The 16,316-nt window shown below is 72.8% G+C and carries 10 protein-coding genes; 6 read left to right on the plus strand and 4 right to left on the minus strand.

Annotated elements, in window-relative coordinates:
- Positions 1-138: 138 nt before the first annotated feature.
- From OP18_RS07985 to OP18_RS08005, 4 genes are all read left to right on the plus strand, one after another.
- Positions 139-366 (plus strand): hypothetical protein, encoded by a 228-nt coding sequence (locus OP18_RS07985; RefSeq protein WP_033358127.1) that lies wholly within the window; start codon positions 139-141, stop codon positions 364-366.
- Between the two features lie 131 nt (positions 367-497).
- A complete protein-coding gene (locus OP18_RS07990) occupies positions 498-1,037 on the plus strand; it encodes a SigE family RNA polymerase sigma factor (protein ID WP_033358128.1) in 540 nt (179 codons plus the stop codon).
- A complete protein-coding gene (locus tag OP18_RS07995) occupies positions 1,034-1,846 on the plus strand; it encodes a hypothetical protein (RefSeq protein ID WP_033358129.1) in 813 nt (270 codons plus the stop codon). The genes OP18_RS07990 and OP18_RS07995 overlap by 4 nt, the downstream gene beginning before the upstream one ends.
- A 1,176-nt stretch (positions 1,847-3,022) precedes the next feature.
- On the plus strand, positions 3,023-8,425 hold the full coding sequence (locus tag OP18_RS08005) for an AAA family ATPase (protein ID WP_162189754.1): 5,403 nt from the start codon (positions 3,023-3,025) through the stop codon (positions 8,423-8,425).
- 107 nt (positions 8,426-8,532) lie between these two features.
- Here the strand turns inward: OP18_RS08005 and OP18_RS08010 are convergent, their stop codons facing one another.
- From OP18_RS08010 to OP18_RS08025, 4 genes are read right to left on the minus strand one after another with little or no spacing between them, the layout of a single operon-like run.
- Entirely contained in the window at positions 8,533-9,669 is a 1,137-nt protein-coding gene (locus OP18_RS08010) for a cytochrome P450 family protein (protein ID WP_033358131.1), read from the minus strand.
- 46 nt (positions 9,670-9,715) lie between these two features.
- Positions 9,716-10,921, minus strand: coding sequence for an MAB_1171c family putative transporter (locus OP18_RS08015; RefSeq protein ID WP_052386366.1), 1,206 nt, complete (start codon positions 10,919-10,921; stop codon positions 9,716-9,718).
- Positions 10,918-11,457 carry a M48 family metalloprotease gene (locus OP18_RS08020; protein WP_033358132.1) on the minus strand — a complete coding sequence of 180 codons (540 nt, stop codon included), beginning with the start codon at positions 11,455-11,457 and terminating at the stop codon, positions 10,918-10,920. Before OP18_RS08020 ends, OP18_RS08015 begins: the two co-directional genes overlap by 4 nt.
- Before the next feature lie 59 nt (positions 11,458-11,516).
- Entirely contained in the window at positions 11,517-12,017 is a 501-nt protein-coding gene (locus tag OP18_RS08025) for a universal stress protein (RefSeq protein WP_033358133.1), read from the minus strand.
- A gap of 327 nt (positions 12,018-12,344) precedes the next feature.
- Between OP18_RS08025 and OP18_RS08030 the strand changes: the two genes are divergently transcribed.
- Positions 12,345-14,378 (plus strand): dynamin family protein, encoded by a 2,034-nt coding sequence (locus OP18_RS08030; protein WP_033358134.1) that lies wholly within the window; start codon positions 12,345-12,347, stop codon positions 14,376-14,378.
- A complete protein-coding gene (locus OP18_RS08035; RefSeq protein WP_033358135.1) occupies positions 14,356-16,290 on the plus strand; it encodes a dynamin family protein in 1,935 nt (644 codons plus the stop codon). Before OP18_RS08030 ends, OP18_RS08035 begins: the two co-directional genes overlap by 23 nt.
- Positions 16,291-16,316: the final 26 nt, after the last annotated feature.

A 16,316-nucleotide genomic window follows, 5' to 3' on the forward strand; every position in this document is an offset into this window, starting at 1 on the left:
CAACGGCCCGGTCCGGGGACCGCGCGGCGCCGGTGGGCGCCGACCTGACCAGTATCGATGCGGCAGGCTCCGGATCCGGGAGGGTGCGCGGCCGGCGGTGCGGTGCGTACGGTCGCCGGCACGACTCTGGGAGGCAACATGGCTGACGACGCCCGCAGCACGCCCGCCGTCTGGCGGATCCTCATCATCCTGGGAGTGGTCGGCAACGCCGCCGGCCTCATCGCAGGGGTGCCGGTCCTGACGTTGGTCGGCGGCCCGCTCGCCATCGTCGGGGTCGTCGGCCTGCTGGTCGCGCGGCGCAAGGCGCAGGCCGCGGCCGAGGCGGCCGCCGCCCGGTCGCGGACCCGCCGCCGCGCCGCGTCGTAGGCGGCTGACGGGCCGGGCACCCGGACGCGCGGTGGGGGCGCCCGGGTGCCCGGCTCAGCCCAGTGTCAGGGTCAATCGGCCGGGCAACCGGCCGGGCGGTGCGGTACGTGTCTTACCCGATGATGATGCGAATGCTCCGGCGAGGGGACCGGCGGGCACACGACGAGGAGTTCGTCGCGTACTACGCCGCCCGGGCCGGCCACCTGAGAAACACCGCATACCTGCTCTGCGGCGACTGGCACCTCGCCGAGGACCTCACGCAGACGGCGTTCACGAAGCTGTACCGGGCGTGGGCGCGCATCGACCGGCACGACGTGCTCGACCAGTACGCGCGACGGGTCCTGCTGCGCGCGTTCCTGGACGAGCACCGTCGACCGTGGCGGCGGGAACGGTCCGTGCTGCCCGACGACGAGACGCTCGACGCGGTGGTGCCCGAGCACCGCGGCGTCGAGGACCGGCAGGTGCTCAAGACCGCGCTGCTGCGCATCCCGAAGGGGCGGCGGGCGGTGCTGGTCCTGCGGTTCTGGGCGGACCTGTCGGTCGAGCAGGTCGCCGAGATCCTCGGCTGCTCCGCCGGCACCGTCAAGAGCCAGACCGCCCGCGGCCTCGACAACCTGCGCGAGGTGCTCGGCGACACCTTCCAACCCACCATTCCGGGAGGACAACGATGACGATCAACGACGTCAGGGAGCTGTGCGAGCTGACCCTGGGCGTGGACGCGCCCCCGTTGCGGACGGCGGACCGGGCGCTCGCGATCGCCGCGCGGGCCTCGGCCCGCCGGGACCGGCTCGTGGCCGCGTCCGTCGGGCTGGCCGGGGTGACCGTCGCCGCGGCGCTGGTGACCCCGGCGCTGCTGCCCGCCTCGGCCCCGGCGCCGGCCGTCGTGGCCGCCCCGGCGCCGTCCGTGTCCACGGCGGTGCCGTCCGTTGCGCCGGTACGGTCGGCGACCGCCCCCGCGTCGCACGACCGCCGCATGTACGACGTGCTGGTCGCCGCCCTGCCGGCGGGCTACCACGGCAGCACCCGCTACCCGTTCGCGGAGCCGTCGCAGTCGCCGATCCGCATCGACTCGCCACCGCCGTCGACCCCGCTGTACATCCACGCGTACGCCGAGGTCACCGTCTCCGACGGCCGCGGTGAAGGGGATCTGTTCGCCGCGATCGCCGCCGACGGCAGCCCCCTGCCGACCGGCGGGGACCTGTGCGCACTGCCTGAGGCCGGCCGTGAGTGCCGCGTGATCGACGTCGCCGGCGTGCCGGTCCGGGTCGGCCTCGAGGACGACGAGCTGGGCGGTGACGTGCTGGTCGCCCGCCGGTACCTCGACGGCGGCTTCCTGATGCTCGCCGCCCAGCGCAGCGTGCCCGAGATCGGCCTCGGCACCCCGCAGCGGCAACCCAGCCTCAAGCCCGCCCTCGGCGCGCCGTTCCTCACCGCGGAGCAGCTGGCCGCCATCGCCGCGAACCCGGCGATGCTGCCCTGAGACCCCGCGCGGTGGAGGCGGCCCTGGCCTCCACCGCGCGGCCGGGTGGTGTTCACACGCCGCCGCGTGGGTATCCGCGCCGGGGCCCCGGGCGGCGGGCCAGGCGGGCGGTCGGCGAATCCACCACGCTCGACCGGGGCGCGCCGGGCCTGGGCCGGCGGGCCGCCCTCGCCGCCGCCGGGGCGTGCTTCATGGGCTGCCTCGCGGGACTGTTCGCCCAGCCCGCGGGGGACGCCGCCACGGTCACGTACCAGTCCGGGACCATCGTGAAGACCGGGACGCGCGTCGCGGCCTGGTTCACCGGCCGCGGCGAGGCCCGCCGGACGGCGGCGCGGGGCGCGCTGCCGGGGCCGGTCGGCATCGGCGGCTACGTCGGCGGGAGCGTCGCCGGCGCGCTGGTCGCCGGCCGCCCGGCGGTGGCCTTCGCCGTCACCGCGGCGGTGCTCGTCGCGCTCACGCTGTGGCCGGCCCGCCGCCGGCGGCGAGGGTGTGACCGGGCGTCACGATGCGTCGCCGTCGCGGTCCTGCCTGCCGGGCAGCGGGACGGGGCTGACGTCATGGCCGAGGTCGACGATGGCACGCAGCAGGTAGGCGCCGAGGCGGCGAAGGATGTCCACGCCGAACAGCATGGCAATCGTCGATGCAGTGGCGATCGGGCGGCGATGGTGCGGCGGCTGCCGGACGGCTCCACGCGTAGTCCAGCGGCGCGAGCGCTCCGTCGCGCAGGACGCCGACGGCGGCCCGAGGCGCCGAGGCCGGCGACAGTACCTGGACCCGATCTATCACCCGGAACCCGTCGATCATCACACCGGCCGGTCACCCGCGGCGCCGGAGCCGCCGCCGCACCCTTGAGGTGTCACGGACCGACACTCCCGCCGGCACCGCAGCGACGCATTCGCCGCAGCGGTGTTCCACATTGCGACCTGGCGGGCCTGAGCAGTGAGGAACTGCTGCGAGGTTGAGCTGCACTCCGTGGGCACCCCTGGGTGCCGGAGCTCGGCCGGCCCGCCGACCCGGACAGCGGAGCGCGGTGAACAGTCACCCGCGCAGGTAGTCAGTACGCTTTGAAGTAGTTCGGACCGTTTGCGGGAGTATCGGATGGAGTCAGGCGGGTCGCCGCCGGGCCGGGATCCATCTGGCCTGGTGGAGGTGCTGCACGAAAACTGTCATACGCGGGTGACTCGCGTGCTGGTCGCTGGCCGTGTGGTGGTCCGGAAGGAGCTGTTGGGACCGGACGCTCAGCGGCGGGTGCAGCACGAGCTGGCGATGCTGGGGCGGTTGCGTGGCGTGGCGGGTGTCGCGCAACTGGTGGATGCGCCCGGGCTGCCGGGGTCGGTGGTCATGCAGGACGTCGACGGCCGATGCTTGGCCGAGCTGGCCAAGCCGTTGGCGGTCGACGAGCTGATCGAGCTCGCGGTGGGGTTGGCCCGGGCGGTGGCGGGGATGCACCGCCGGGGCGTGATGCATCGCCACATCACGCCGGCGAATGTCGTGGTTTCCGGCGACGGCGTGCCGTATCTGGTGGATTTCGCGTTGGCGTCGCCGTTCGCCGGTGTGCGCCCTGAGTTCACGCATTACACGGACATTTTGGGGACCTTGGCGTACCTGGCGCCGGAGCAGACGGGGCGCACCGCGCGATCGGTGGATCAGCGTGCCGACCTGTACGGGTTGGGTGCGACGTTGTACGAGTTGGCGACGGGTGGGCCGCCGTTCGGCTTCGGTGATCCGTTGCAATTGACCCATGCGCATCTCGCGCATGTGCCGGTGCCGCCGGTGAAGATCAATCCGGACGTTCCGGAGTTGTTCTCCGAGGTGGTCATGCATCTGTTGGAAAAGGAGCCGGACAACCGGTACCAGACGGCGGAGGGGGTGCTGCACGACCTGGAGCGGTTGCGGGACACGGCTCCGGGGGCGGAGGTGTCGCGGGTGGGTGAGCGTGACGTTCCATTGCGGTTGTCGCCACCGTCGCGGTTGGTCGGCCGGGACGCGGAGGTGGCGGCGCTGGAGACGGCGTTCACCGAGTCGCTCTCGGGCGGATGTCGTGGGGTGCTGGTCGGCGGGGTGCCGGGAGTGGGGAAGACGGCGCTGGTCGATGAGTTGCGGCCGGTGGTGACGGGCGGTGGCGGCTGGTTCGTCTCGGGGAAATTCGACCAGTATCGACGGGATCTGGAGTTCGACGCGGTACATCAGGTGCTTCGTGGGTTGGCCCGGCTGCTGCTCGCCGAGCCGGAGGACGAGCTGACCCGGGTCCGCGAGCGGATCTTGGCGGCAGTCGGGCCGAATGTGGGGTTGCTGACCGCGGTGCAGCCGGAACTCGCGGCGTTGTTGGAGGTGCGGTCGGCGGATCCAGGGGATCCGCTGACCGCGCAGGTGCGTTCACAGCGGATCGCGGTGGAGGTGCTGCGCGCGGTCGCCTCCCGGAAACGGCCGCTGGTCGTGTTCGTCGACGACCTGCAGTGGGCGGGGCGCACGCCGCTGGGCGTGGTCGACCTCCTGTTGAGCGAGGAGCAGATCGACGGCCTGTTGCTGGTGAGCGCGTACCGCGAAGGCGACGTGGACCCGCCGCACCCGTTGTCCGGGCCGTTGTCCCGGTGGCGTGAGCATCCGCAGGTGCGGCATCTGCGGTTGGCGAACCTGCCGGTGTCCGATTCTGTCGCGTTGGTTGCGGAGATGCTGCACGTGGACCGGGCCTCGGCGGCGGGTCTGGTCGAGTTGATCAGTCCGTATCTGTCCGGGAATCCGTATGAGACGGTGGAGCTGCTCAACGCGTTGCGGCGGGATGGTGTGGTGACCGCGACGGCCGCCGGTTGGCGGTGGGACGCCGCGTCGCTGCGTGCGTATGTGGGTGGCTCCGATGTGGCCGCGTTGTTGGCGACCGGTGTCGCCGCCCTGTCAGGCGGGTCGCGCCGGCTGGTGGAGGCGATGGCGTGTCTTGGCGGCAGTGTCGAGCTGAGCGTGTTGCAGGCCGCCATCGGCAAATCGGCGACTCAGCTGGAGCGGTGCCTGGCGCCGGCGCTGGATGAGGGTCTGGTGGTGATGGAGCCGGGGGTGCGCGACGCGGTCCGGTTCCGTCATGACCGGATCCGCGAGATGACGTTGCGCGGGCTGGATCCGCGGCGACGGCGTGCGCTGCAGCTGGCGATGGCGCGGCGGCTGGCCGGCGTGCCGGAGTTGTTCGCGGTCGCGGCGGAGCAGTATCTGCCGGTGGTGGACGCGGTCGAGGACGGCATGGAGCGGCGCCGGGTGGTGGGCCTGCTGCGGCGTGCCGCTGATCAGGCGGTGCTGGTCGGCAACTACATGTCGGTGAACGCGCTGCTGACCGCCGCGTTGCGGCTCGTCGGCCCGGCGGACACCGCCACGCTGGTCGAGGTGCGCACCGGCCGGCACGCCGCCCTGTACAGCATGGGGCGCCTGGAGGACGCGGACGACGAGTACCGCACCATCGAGGGCCTGTGCACCAACGCCTTGAACTGTGCGGACGCGACGGTGGTGCAGACGCACAGCCTGACCCACCGGAGCCGTTTCGCGGAGGCGATCGAGCTCTGCCTGGGCGCGTTGCGTGAGCTCGGCATCGCCGTGCCGGCCGCCGACCGGCTCCCGACGGAGGCAGATCACCGGTTCGACTACCTGTACCAATGGGTAGACCAGACACGACCCGCCGACGACCTGGCTCAACCAGAGATCACCGAGCCGGTGCTGCTGGCCGCGGCCAGGCTGATCAATGCGGTCCTACCGGCCGCCTTCTTCACCCCCGATCAGCCCCTGGTCGCCTGGCTGAGCCTGGAGGCGCTGCGGATCTGGATGGAGCACGGCACCGCCGGCGCCCTGCTCGGACCGATGAGCCATACCGCCTTCGCCGTTGTGGACATGCGCGGCGACTATGCCTCCGGGTACCGGGCGCTGCGGCGGATCGTGGCCCTGGGCGAAGCCCGCGGCTACGAGCCCGACACCTCGCAGGCGCGCTTTCTGTCAGCGCTGCTGAACTCCTGGTTCGAACCGTTCGAAAACGTCGTCGGGTCGGGTCGGCGGGCCCGGGAGGGGTTGCTCGCCGGCGGCGACCTGGCCAACGCCGGACACACCTACTACGCCACCGTGCCGGCCCTGCTGGAGTGCGCGCCGTCGCTGGATGTCTACGTCACCGAGGTGGAGGCCGGGCTGGCCTTCATGCGGCGGACCGGCGCCGAACAGACCGGTGAGCTGCTCGACAACTACCGGCGGGTGGCCGGTGTGCTGCGCGGTGAGAGCTCCGCCGTGGCCGGTGCGGCGCTGCCCGCCGACAGCGACGCCAGCAGCATGCTGACGCTGCTGCACGCGCATGCCACCGGTGGGATCGTGACGGCCGTCCTCGGCGACCTGGCCGGCCTGACGCGGCACACCGCGGCGGCGATGTCGATGCTGGTGGCCGGCCAGGGCGTCTACCCGGCCGCGGTGGCGCGGGTGTTGCGTGGGCTGGCCCTGGCCGGGCAGGCCCGGGCCGGTCGCGGTGGTGAGCGTGCCGGTCTGCTGTCCGAACTGGACGACGTGATGCGCTGGCTGGCCGCCCGGGCGGCGGACGCGCCGGCGAACTTCCGGCATCTGCTGCGGTTCCTCGAGGCGGAGCGGGCCTGGGCGGTCGGCGACTTCCGCGCCGCCATCCTCGCCTTCGACGCGGCGTGGCGGGACGCCGCCCAGGTGCAACGGCCGTGGCACCGGGCCCTGATCACCGAACACGCGGGCCGTTTCCACCTCGTCCACGGCCTCGAACACACCGGCTACACCCTGCTCGCCGAAGCCCGCCAGGAGTACCTCGCCTGGGGTGCCACAGCCAAAGTCAGCCAACTGGACCGGGCGTACCCGGCCCTGCGCCATCAGGCCGGGACGGTCACACCCGACAGCCAGCCGGAGGACCGGCCAGACGATCATTCCCCTGGCCGCTCCACCGTCACGACCGGAACCATCGACCTGCTCGGCATCCTGTCCGCATCGCAAGCACTCAGCTCCGAAACGAACATCGCGGGGCTGCACACCCGCCTGGCCGACGTCCTCAGCGCGATGACCGGGGCCACCAGTGTCCAGCTCCTCGTGTGGAGCGCCGACCGGCAGACCTGGCTCCTGCCCACACCCGACCACGGCGTCGTCCCGGTCGACGGCACCGGCCGCGAGCACACCGTCCCGCTGTCCATCCTGCGGTACACCCAACGCACCGGCGAGCCACTCGTCATCGGCGACGCCACCACCGACGACCGCTTCGCCCGCGACCCCTACTTCACCGACCTCACCCGCTGTTCACTGCTGGCCATCCCCGTCCTCAGCCGCAGCACCCTCAAAGCGGTCCTCCTGCTGGAGAACCGGCTCATCCGCGGCGCCTTCACCGCCGAACGACTCGACAGCGTCAAACTCATCGCCGGCCAACTCGCCGTCTCCCTCGACAACGCCCACCTCTATGCCGAGTTCCGCCGCGTCGCGGACGAACAAACCGCCCTCCGGCGCATCGCCACGCTCGTCGCCCGCAGCGCGAAACCCGAACTCGTCTTCGACGCCGTCGCCGACGTGGCCGGCACACTCTTCGGCGCCGACGCCACTGTGATCGCACGATTCGAACCCGACGCCGACGCGACAGTGATGGGAAGCTACGGACTGCGACACCCACAACCCGGCTGGCGCGGCAAACCCCCACCCGGCCGGGCGCTGGCCCTGGTCCAGGCCACCGGTCGAGCGGCACGCACCGACGCGGACGACCACATCGCCGCCGACCCCAAAGCGTTCACCCTCGGACTTCGCTCAACGGTGGCCAGCCCGATCATCGTCGAAGACCGGGTGTGGGGCGCCATGGTCATCGGATCCGGCTGCGAACACCTTCCCGATGACACCGAACGACGACTCGCCGACTTCACCGAACTCGTCGCCACCGCCGTCGCCAACGCCGAAAGCCGCACCGAACTCACCACCTCACGGGCGCGTGTGGTCGCCGCCGCCGACCAGACCCGCCGCCGCATCGAACGAGACGTCCACGACGGCGCCCAGCAACGGCTGGTCGCCCTCGCACTGCAACTGCGCATGGCACAGGCCGAGCTGCCGCCCGAACTCGACAGCTTCCGCACCCACCTCGACCGCGCCGTCGCCGGAGCCACCGCCGCAGTCGACGAGCTGCGCGAGATCTCCCGCGGCATCCACCCGGCAATCCTCACCGAAGGCGGCCTCAAGCCGGCGCTGCGCGCCCTCGCCCGCCGCTCACCGATCCCCGTGGACCTCGACATCGACATCACCACACGACTTCCCGAACGAGTGGAGATCAGCGCCTACTACATCGTTGCCGAAGCACTCACCAACATCGCCAAACACGCCAAGGCCAGGACCGCCAGCGTCACCGTCCACGCCGACACCACCGTCCTGCACGTCACGGTGCACGACGACGGCGTCGGCGGCGCCGACTTCACCCGCGGCACCGGCCTGCTCGGCCTCAAGGACCGCGCGGCGGCACTCGGCGGCCGGATCACCCTGCACAGCCCACGCGGGGCAGGCACCGACCTCGACGTCGAACTTCCCCTCACCGCCACCGACGACACACCCACCCAGGACCACCTGGCAGAACGCGGTTAGGCAGGGTCGGCCGGGCCGGAACGTAGTGAGACCGGCATCCACGGGGGAAGATGCCGGTCTCACCGCAAGGTTAAGGCATGTTCGCCGTCCATACCAAGAGCGGAATGCTACGAAGTGAGGACGACCGGGAGCTCGCTCAGCGCACGAGTGCGGATCGAGTGGCGCCAGGCTGGCGGTGCGCCCGGATCGGCCAGTGTGACCTGGGGAAACTGCTCCAGCAGGGTGCCGACCGCCACCTCGGCCGACAGCAGCGCGAGCGCGGCGCCGAAGCAGTAGTGCGGCCCGTGGCCCAGGCCCACGTGCGGGGCGGGCGGGACGCGGAGGCGGAACTCGTCGGGATCGTCCACGGCCGCGGGGTCGCGGTTGGCGGCGGCCAGGCTCAGCAGCACGGTGGCGCCGGCCGGGATCGTCACCTCACCGTACGCCAGACGTTCCCGTGCGAACCGGCGCAGCGCCAGGATCGCCGGTGGCTCGTACCGCAGCGTCTCCTCCACCGCGGCCCGGCACAACTGCGGGTCGGCGCGGACCTCGGCCACCAGCTGGGGCCGCTGCAACAGCAGCAGGATGCAGTTGCCGATCAGGTTGACCGAGTTCTCGTACCCGGCCAGGAGCGTGAGGAAGGCCAGCGAGGTGAGCTCGTCCTCACTGAGCCGGTCGTCTTCGTCGCGGGCGGCGATCATCGCGGTGATCAGGTCGTCGGCCGGCTCGGCCCGCTTGGCTGCGATCAGGCCGCGAAGATAGGTCTCGAACGCGGCCACCGGCTCGGTGGCGCCGCTGAGCATGCCCGCGGTCACGGTGCGCAGGTGCGGCCGGTCGGCGTCGGGAACGCCGAGCAGGTCGCAGATCACCGTGACGGCCAGCGGCACCGCGTAGCCGGCGATGAGGTCGGCGGGGTGCCGGGAGAGCAGGCCGGCGGCGAGGGCGGCCACCCGCGGCCGGAGCGCCTCGACCCGGCGGGCGCTGAACGCGGGGGCCACCAGGCGGCGGATCCGGGTGTGATCGGGGGCGTCCATGTTCAGCAGGTTGGCGTCCAGCGCGGGCGGGAGCTTGAAGCCGCCCCAGTCGCCGGTGCCGTGGCGCTTGTTCAGCGACAGCCGCGGGTCGGCCAGACCGGCGCGCACGTCGGCGTAGCGGGTCAGTACCCACACCGGCGAGCCGTCGGGCAGCGTCACCTGGTGCGCCCGGCCGGCGGCGCGCAGCGCGGCGTACGCCGCGTGCGGATCGTCGAGGAGGGCGGTCGTCATGGCGTGCTCGCAATCTGCCCCTGGTCCGGGTCGGTCAACGCGAAGCCTACCGAGCCAGACCGGGCGTCCGGTCGGGGTTCCTCGTGGTCGAGTGCAGCGCGCGCGACACCGCAACGAGCCAGCGCACTTCGTCCGCGAAGTCGATGTGGCCGCCGTCGAACGGGGCGGACCGGTGGCCGGTGGCCGGAGGCGTGGCCCGCCAGGCGTTCCACCGGGCCCGCCGGGCCTCATCGAGGGTGCCGTCGAGCGACGCCTGATGGGCCTCGCACGCGGCCACGAGCGAGGCGGCGTAGGCCACCGCGTCGCGGTCGGGGGCGTCCGCGAGGTGGTGGCGGAGCTGGCGGATGCCGTCGCCGATCTCCACGACCCGCCGCCGCAGCCGGCGGTCGACGTCGCGCACGATGCGCCGCGGTGGTTCGTGCGCCGGGTCGAGCACCACCTCCGGCACGGTCACCGCGACAGCCGTCCACAGCGGATGGAGTCGCCGGTACGCCGAGCGCTGCGCCTGCCAGGAGCCGACGCGGGACAGCCGCGGGCCGAGCGACGGCAGGGTCAGCCCGACGACGATGAGCATCGCGCCGAGGGCGGCGACCGGCGGCACCAGCCCTTCCAGCGGCCGGGCATCGGTGTCGAGCTGACCCTCGACGAGGGTGACGGCGCGGATTGCACAGTACAGGATGCCGAACCCGGCGCCGACGGCGGTCAGGCGCAACCCTCGACTGAGCCAGCTCCGCCCGGCGTCGCGCGCGTAGGGCAGGCAGAGACGGATGATGTCGACGACGCCGAGCGCCACCATCGCGACGTAGCAGCCGAGGTACACCGCGTAGGCCGGATCGTGCGCGTAGGTCGCGGCGGCGTCCGTCGGGCGCTCCCCGTAGCGTTCGGCCCGGGTGAACAGCACGGCCATCGCGGCCAGCACGGCGATCACCCACAGCACCCGCCAGCGGGCCTGCCGCCAGCCGTCGGCGGGCGGGTTGGTCCAGAAGATGATCAGGCACTGGATGGTGCCGGAGAACGCGATGACGCCGCTCTGACTGATGAGCAGGGCGAGGTTCGGGATGTCGGCGGCAGCGTCCAGGCGGGCCCACACGGCCGGCGTGGAGACGGTGAAGATGACGCCCATGAGCGCGAAGGCGGTGCATACCACGTACAGGGCCGGGTCGCGCGGGTCCTGGCGCAGGCCGCGCACGAGCCGGTAGGCCAGCGCGATCCAGGCGACGGCCGCCGCCACGGGGTAGATCAGCCCGTTCACTGCGGATCCCCGAGGGCGCGCTCGATGCGCGTGATGACACCGGCCGCCTGCTCCGGCACGTCCCAGCGGGCCTCCCCGCGCCACGGGTTGAGCAGCTCGAACAGCTCGGTGCCGAGCTCCTCGGCCTCCCGCTCGGCGGCACCGTCGAAGCAGGTGCGGGCCAGCGTGCCCTCCAGCGGCTCACCGAGCGCGGCCAGCGCCGCGCCGGGGTCGAGGTTGGGCAGCAGCCGCCGGATCGCCTCGGGGTCGTTGAGGTCGAGCAGGTGGTGGCCGTGGGCGAGGTGGGCCAGCTCATGGCAGAGCACCATGTCGCGCAGCCACCGGGGCGCGGCGGCGTCGATGATGATGCTGAGACTGTTCGCGCGCACGGCGACCCAGCCGCTGGGCAGCTCCGGCGGCATCGAGACATACAGCTGGTGGATCGGCTTGCCGACCTGCTCGCTGATGACGGCGCACAGGGTGTCGGCGGTGACGTGCTTCGGCAGTCGCAGTCCGGCGACGACGCCGGAGCGCCGCCGGGACCGGCCCCATCTCATCGGTCCACCTCCCCGCTCGTCCTCTCCTGCCGATCTGCCCCACACGGCGACGAACCCGGTCACTTCGGCGGGTCCGGGTCGATGCCGATGCCTTCGAGCTCGAGCAGCTGGCGCAGCACCGAGTCGAGCGCCTGCTGGCTGGCGGGGGACAGCCCGGTGCGGCCCAGCACGTCGCGGAGCACGACCTTGCGCACGTTGAGCTCGCGCATGGCACGCAGACGCTGCAGGTCGCCCTCGATGTCGTGCACCTCTGGCCCGTCGCCGTCGGCGATGAGATACGACGTCGGCACCCCGAACGCCATCGCGAGCGCCTTGAGGTGACTCAGCCGCGGATCGGTTGCCTTGCCGCTGCGCAGCTCACCGATGTAAGCGCCGCTGATGGTGACCGGCGCGTCCATTTCCTGGCGCAGCTGCGCGGCCAGCGGGCCCTTGTTGATGCGCTCGGCGATCTCACTGTTGAAGTACTCGCCGTCCGAGCGGGCGCGGTTGGCGCCGTCCGGCGGCTTGAAGGTGGCGAAGAGCAGGTTGAGCCGATCGGCCAAGGAACGCCGCCCGTGCATGCCCGGCTCCTACCCCCGTCGCGTCCGTGTCGCGGGCGAGTATAGAGCACCCTCGACGTCGAAGCCGTTGACAGTGACCGATTGAGACCGGCTATCCTCTCAGCACGCCGCAAAACGCACGTTGAGTCGACGGGCAACCCACGCAACGGGCGTTTGGCGGAGGTCGTGGGGGAGGGTGGGCATCAACTGGTGCCATGAAACGGGGGCCACCTTCCTCTCACGGACCGCCGGAGGTTTCCCGCGTCCGGCCGGGTGGGAATCCTGTCGGTCAGGCAGCCGAGGCTGCCGTGACCGCAGGACTCCGCTCGCGCGTGAAGAGGTGGCAACATGCCGGCATCCGAGCCGTCCGGTCTGGCATCGATCGGGGCGTGGCTGCGCGACGATCCGTCGCTCGCCCGGTTGGAGGCACTGAGCCAGGACGTGCGGGATCTCGCGCTCGACGCCGGGCTCGACCCGGACCGGCACCCGGTGCTGAAGGACCCGACCTGGACCGGCCGGCTGCGGGCACGGGCCGCCGCGCCGGTGACGGTCATCGTGATCGGTCAGGTGTCCGCCGGGAAGTCCACCTTCGTCAACTCGATGCTCGGCCGCCGGTTGCTGCCCACCTCGCAGGACCCGACCGACGGTGTCGTGTCCGTCCTGCAGGCCACCGAGCCGGGTGCGCCGGAGCGGGCCGAACGGGTCACCGCCGACGGGCGCGTGGAACCGTTCGCGTCGCTGGAGGACGGGGTCCGCTTCCTGGCCCGCCAGTCGGCCGGTGAACGGGAACAGCTCGGCAGCCGCGAGGTCAGGCTGTACCTCGACGAGCCGATCCTGCAGAACCTGCGGCTGGTGAACACGCCAGGCCTCGGCGACCGGCTCGCGGCGTTCGAGCGGGTCACTCTCGACTGGTTGCGTGACGACGCCTCGGACCTGGTGATCTGGACGTTCTTCCCCGACTCCGCGGCCAACCGTGGCGAGCTGGGCGTGTTCGCCGACGCGCTGACCCGCCGGCGCAACGCCGTGCTCGGGGTGGTCACCCGGGCGATGGAGGACCACGAGGACGAGCCGGACTTCGATCCGCGCACCGACGCGCAGCTGGCCGGCGTCGTCGCGCAACTGCGGGCGCAGCTCGGCGACTACCTGCACGACGTCGTGCTGTACGACGCCTACCGGACCAGGACGCTGCTGCGGCAGCTGCAGGCCGATCCCGGTCGGGCGACCGATCCACGCTTCGCGGTCGACCTCGAACGGTGCGGTTACACGGCGGTCCGGGACATCCTGACCCGCCTCGCCGGTGACGTCGACGCTCGGCGGATGCTGCTGATGCGCCAGTGCGCCGGCACCGCCGGGACCCTGGCCGACGCGGCGGACGCGGCCGAGCAGATCTTCACCGCGCGTGCCCGCATCCGCGCCGATCAGCTGGCCGCGTTCCAGCGGGTGGAGCACGAGGTGATCAACCCGGTGCACGACCTGCTGGACACGGACCTGACCACCATCGCCGACCGTTTCGCCGCCGAACTGGTACACCTGCACACGGAGGCCGCCAGCGACGTCATCGCCGCCGAGTTCACCCTCGGCGGGTCCCTGGTCGGTAGTGCGGCCGCGGCGCTGTCGCGGGTCACCGCGCGAGGCGCTCAGGTGGACACCGTGTCGCAGCGGCTCAGCCGGGCGATCGAGGCGGAAATGGAACGCAAGCTCGCCGCGACGTCGTTCCAGGAACGGCTGCTGGTCACCACCCGCAGCACGGTCCAGCGGCGGCTCAGCGCGCTCGCCGCGGAGCTGCGGATCGCCGCCGGCGACCGCGGGCCGGGCGGGCGGACCGCCGTCACCGTCGACGTACGGCCCGTCGGCGGCATGGCTCAGCCGCTCGTGGAAGGCATCGTCAGCCACGTCGTCGGGACCGTCGCGGAGGCCGCGGCCAAGAGCCTGGTCGGTGGCACCAGCGCGGCGATCGGCCGCAGCGCGATCGAGCAGGCCGGGACCGCGGTGGCGGTCGGCGCCGCCCGTACGGCGACCACCTCCACCCTCGCGAAGGCCGTCGGCGTCTTCACCGTCGTCATGGTGCCGCTGGACGTGCGCCGACTGTTCCGGGACTTCAACGAGGGCAAGGCGCGGCTCATCCAGGGCATCGCCGCGACGTACGAGCGCAGCCGCTGGCTGTACGCGGGCCGCATCCGCGACACGCTCGTGCCGATCGCCGACGACGCGGTCGACGACCTGCGCTCGGCGGCCAGGGCGTCGCTGGTGCCGGCCGAGTCCGGCGACCACCGGTCGGTGGAGCGCGCGGCCGCCGCCGGCAACGCGGCCATCGCCCTGCGGCACATCAAGGAGACCCTGACCCACGCCGCAGCGGGCCATGCCGGACCCTACGGCCGCTGACCCCTCCGGCGACCCTGCCACCCGGTGCCTGGGCCTGCTCGCCGAGGCTGTCGCGCTCGCGGAGACGGCAGCGGCGCTCGCGGGCACGCCGAGCCCGGCCGAGCAGCAGCTGCGCCGCATGTACGACGAGTGGGCCGACACGACTCTTCGGGTCGCCGTGGTGGGGGCGTCCTCGACCGGCAAGAGCACGCTGCTGCAGCACCTCTTCGGCCCGGTGCCGCTGCCGACCGGCCGCACCGCGACCACCGCCGCGCTGACCGTCCTGCGGCACGGCCCGGCCGCCGAGGCGCAGGTCCACCTGCGGACGTCGCTGACCATCGACGCGGACGCCGTGCGCTCGGGCGGCGCGGACGACGACGTCCGCAAGGCCCTGTCCGCGTGGTGCGCCGATCCGGACGCGTTCGGGCTGCTCACCGCGACCCACACCGACGGCCGGACCTCGGTGCCGGTCACCGCCGCGGACCTCGACCTGTCCCACCGGACCGGGCGGATCGACGTGACCTTCGCCGCCGCCGCGCCGCTGCGCTTCGACCTGACCTGCGACGACGGCGTCCGTGGGTTCGCCGCCGCCGTCACCGATCCCGTGCAGGCGCTGCGGGTGTCCCGCGCCGTGTGCCGGCTGCCGCACCCCCGGCTGGACGGGGTCACCGTCATCGACACCGCCGGCTTCAGCTCGCCGTCGCCGCTGCACGACCAGCTGTCCGCCGAGCTGCTCCAGCGGCGCCCCGACGTCCTCGTCGTGCTCCTGGACGCCCGCCGGCCCGACAGCCCGCCGAGCCACGACACCCTCGCCGCCGTCCGCCCCGTGCTGGCCGCCGACCCGCACGCCCGGCTCGTCGTCGGGCTCACGCACGCCGACCGTGCCCTGCGCAGCCATCTCGACGACCTTGACGTCGACGTCGGGGATGTCACCCCGGACGAACGCGCGACGCTCATCGACGATTTCGTCGCCGTCTCGCGCAGCCGCGCCGAAACCCTGCTCGGCGCGGATCTCGCGACGATGCCCGTGGTCGTGCCCCTCGCGCTGTCCCCGCAGGCGCCGCCCGAGCTGCGCCACCACGTCGAGCACCTGTGGAAGCAGGTCGAGCGGCTGGGCGGCGTCGGCGTCGGCCACGACACCTGGCTCGCCCGGGCCCGAGCCGCCGGCGCCGCGGTCGACGGCCTGGCCCGCTGGTGCGACCAGCGGCACCAGGCCCTGCTGCCGGAACTCGCCGACCTGCACCGCCACGCCGACGAGGTGCGGCAGCGCGGCCGCTCCAACCGCGCCGGTCACCTCGCGGCCCGGACCGCCGTCTCCCGGGCGGCCGGCAGCATCCGCGCGGCCGTGATCAGCGAGCGCACGAACCTGCTCAGCGACATCGACCAGCTGCGCAAGGACAGGAACTTCAGCCGGTACCTCACTGATGCGTACCCCGACGCGCTGCACCGGGCGGTGAACAGCATCCGCGCTGTCGCCGAGGCGCACCACACGGAGCTCGGCCGGCGGCTCATCGTCCCGGGGCTGCACCGACCGGTCCTGCTCGAGGGCGACCGGCTACGACCGGACGCGCGGACCGCCGCCGCGGCCAGACGCCGGATCAAGGGGATGCGGCACCGGATGCGGCAGGGCTGGAGCCTGGCGCTGGGGAGCATCGCGGACCTCGCCGCCCGCGACCTCGCCGCCGCCCGTGCGGCCCTCAGCCACCACGCCTACGAGCAGCTGAACCAGGTCGGCCGGCACCTCGAGCATTGGGTCAACCACCTCAACCGGCTCCTCGCGGCCAACCATGCCGCCGTCCAGCAGCACGACCGCCGCCACCTGGCGGAACTGCGCGACGTTGTCGCCCGCATCGAGCTGACGCGGCAGCGCGCGGACCAGCTGCGCTCGTGCGCCCGCGACGCCGAGGCGCTCCGGGCGGCGCTGACCGCGTAACGCGTCCGGCGAGGTCCTCACCCGGC

Source organism: Dactylosporangium aurantiacum (assembly GCF_000716715.1).
GTDB classification, from domain to species: Bacteria; Actinomycetota; Actinomycetes; order Mycobacteriales; family Micromonosporaceae; genus Dactylosporangium; species Dactylosporangium aurantiacum.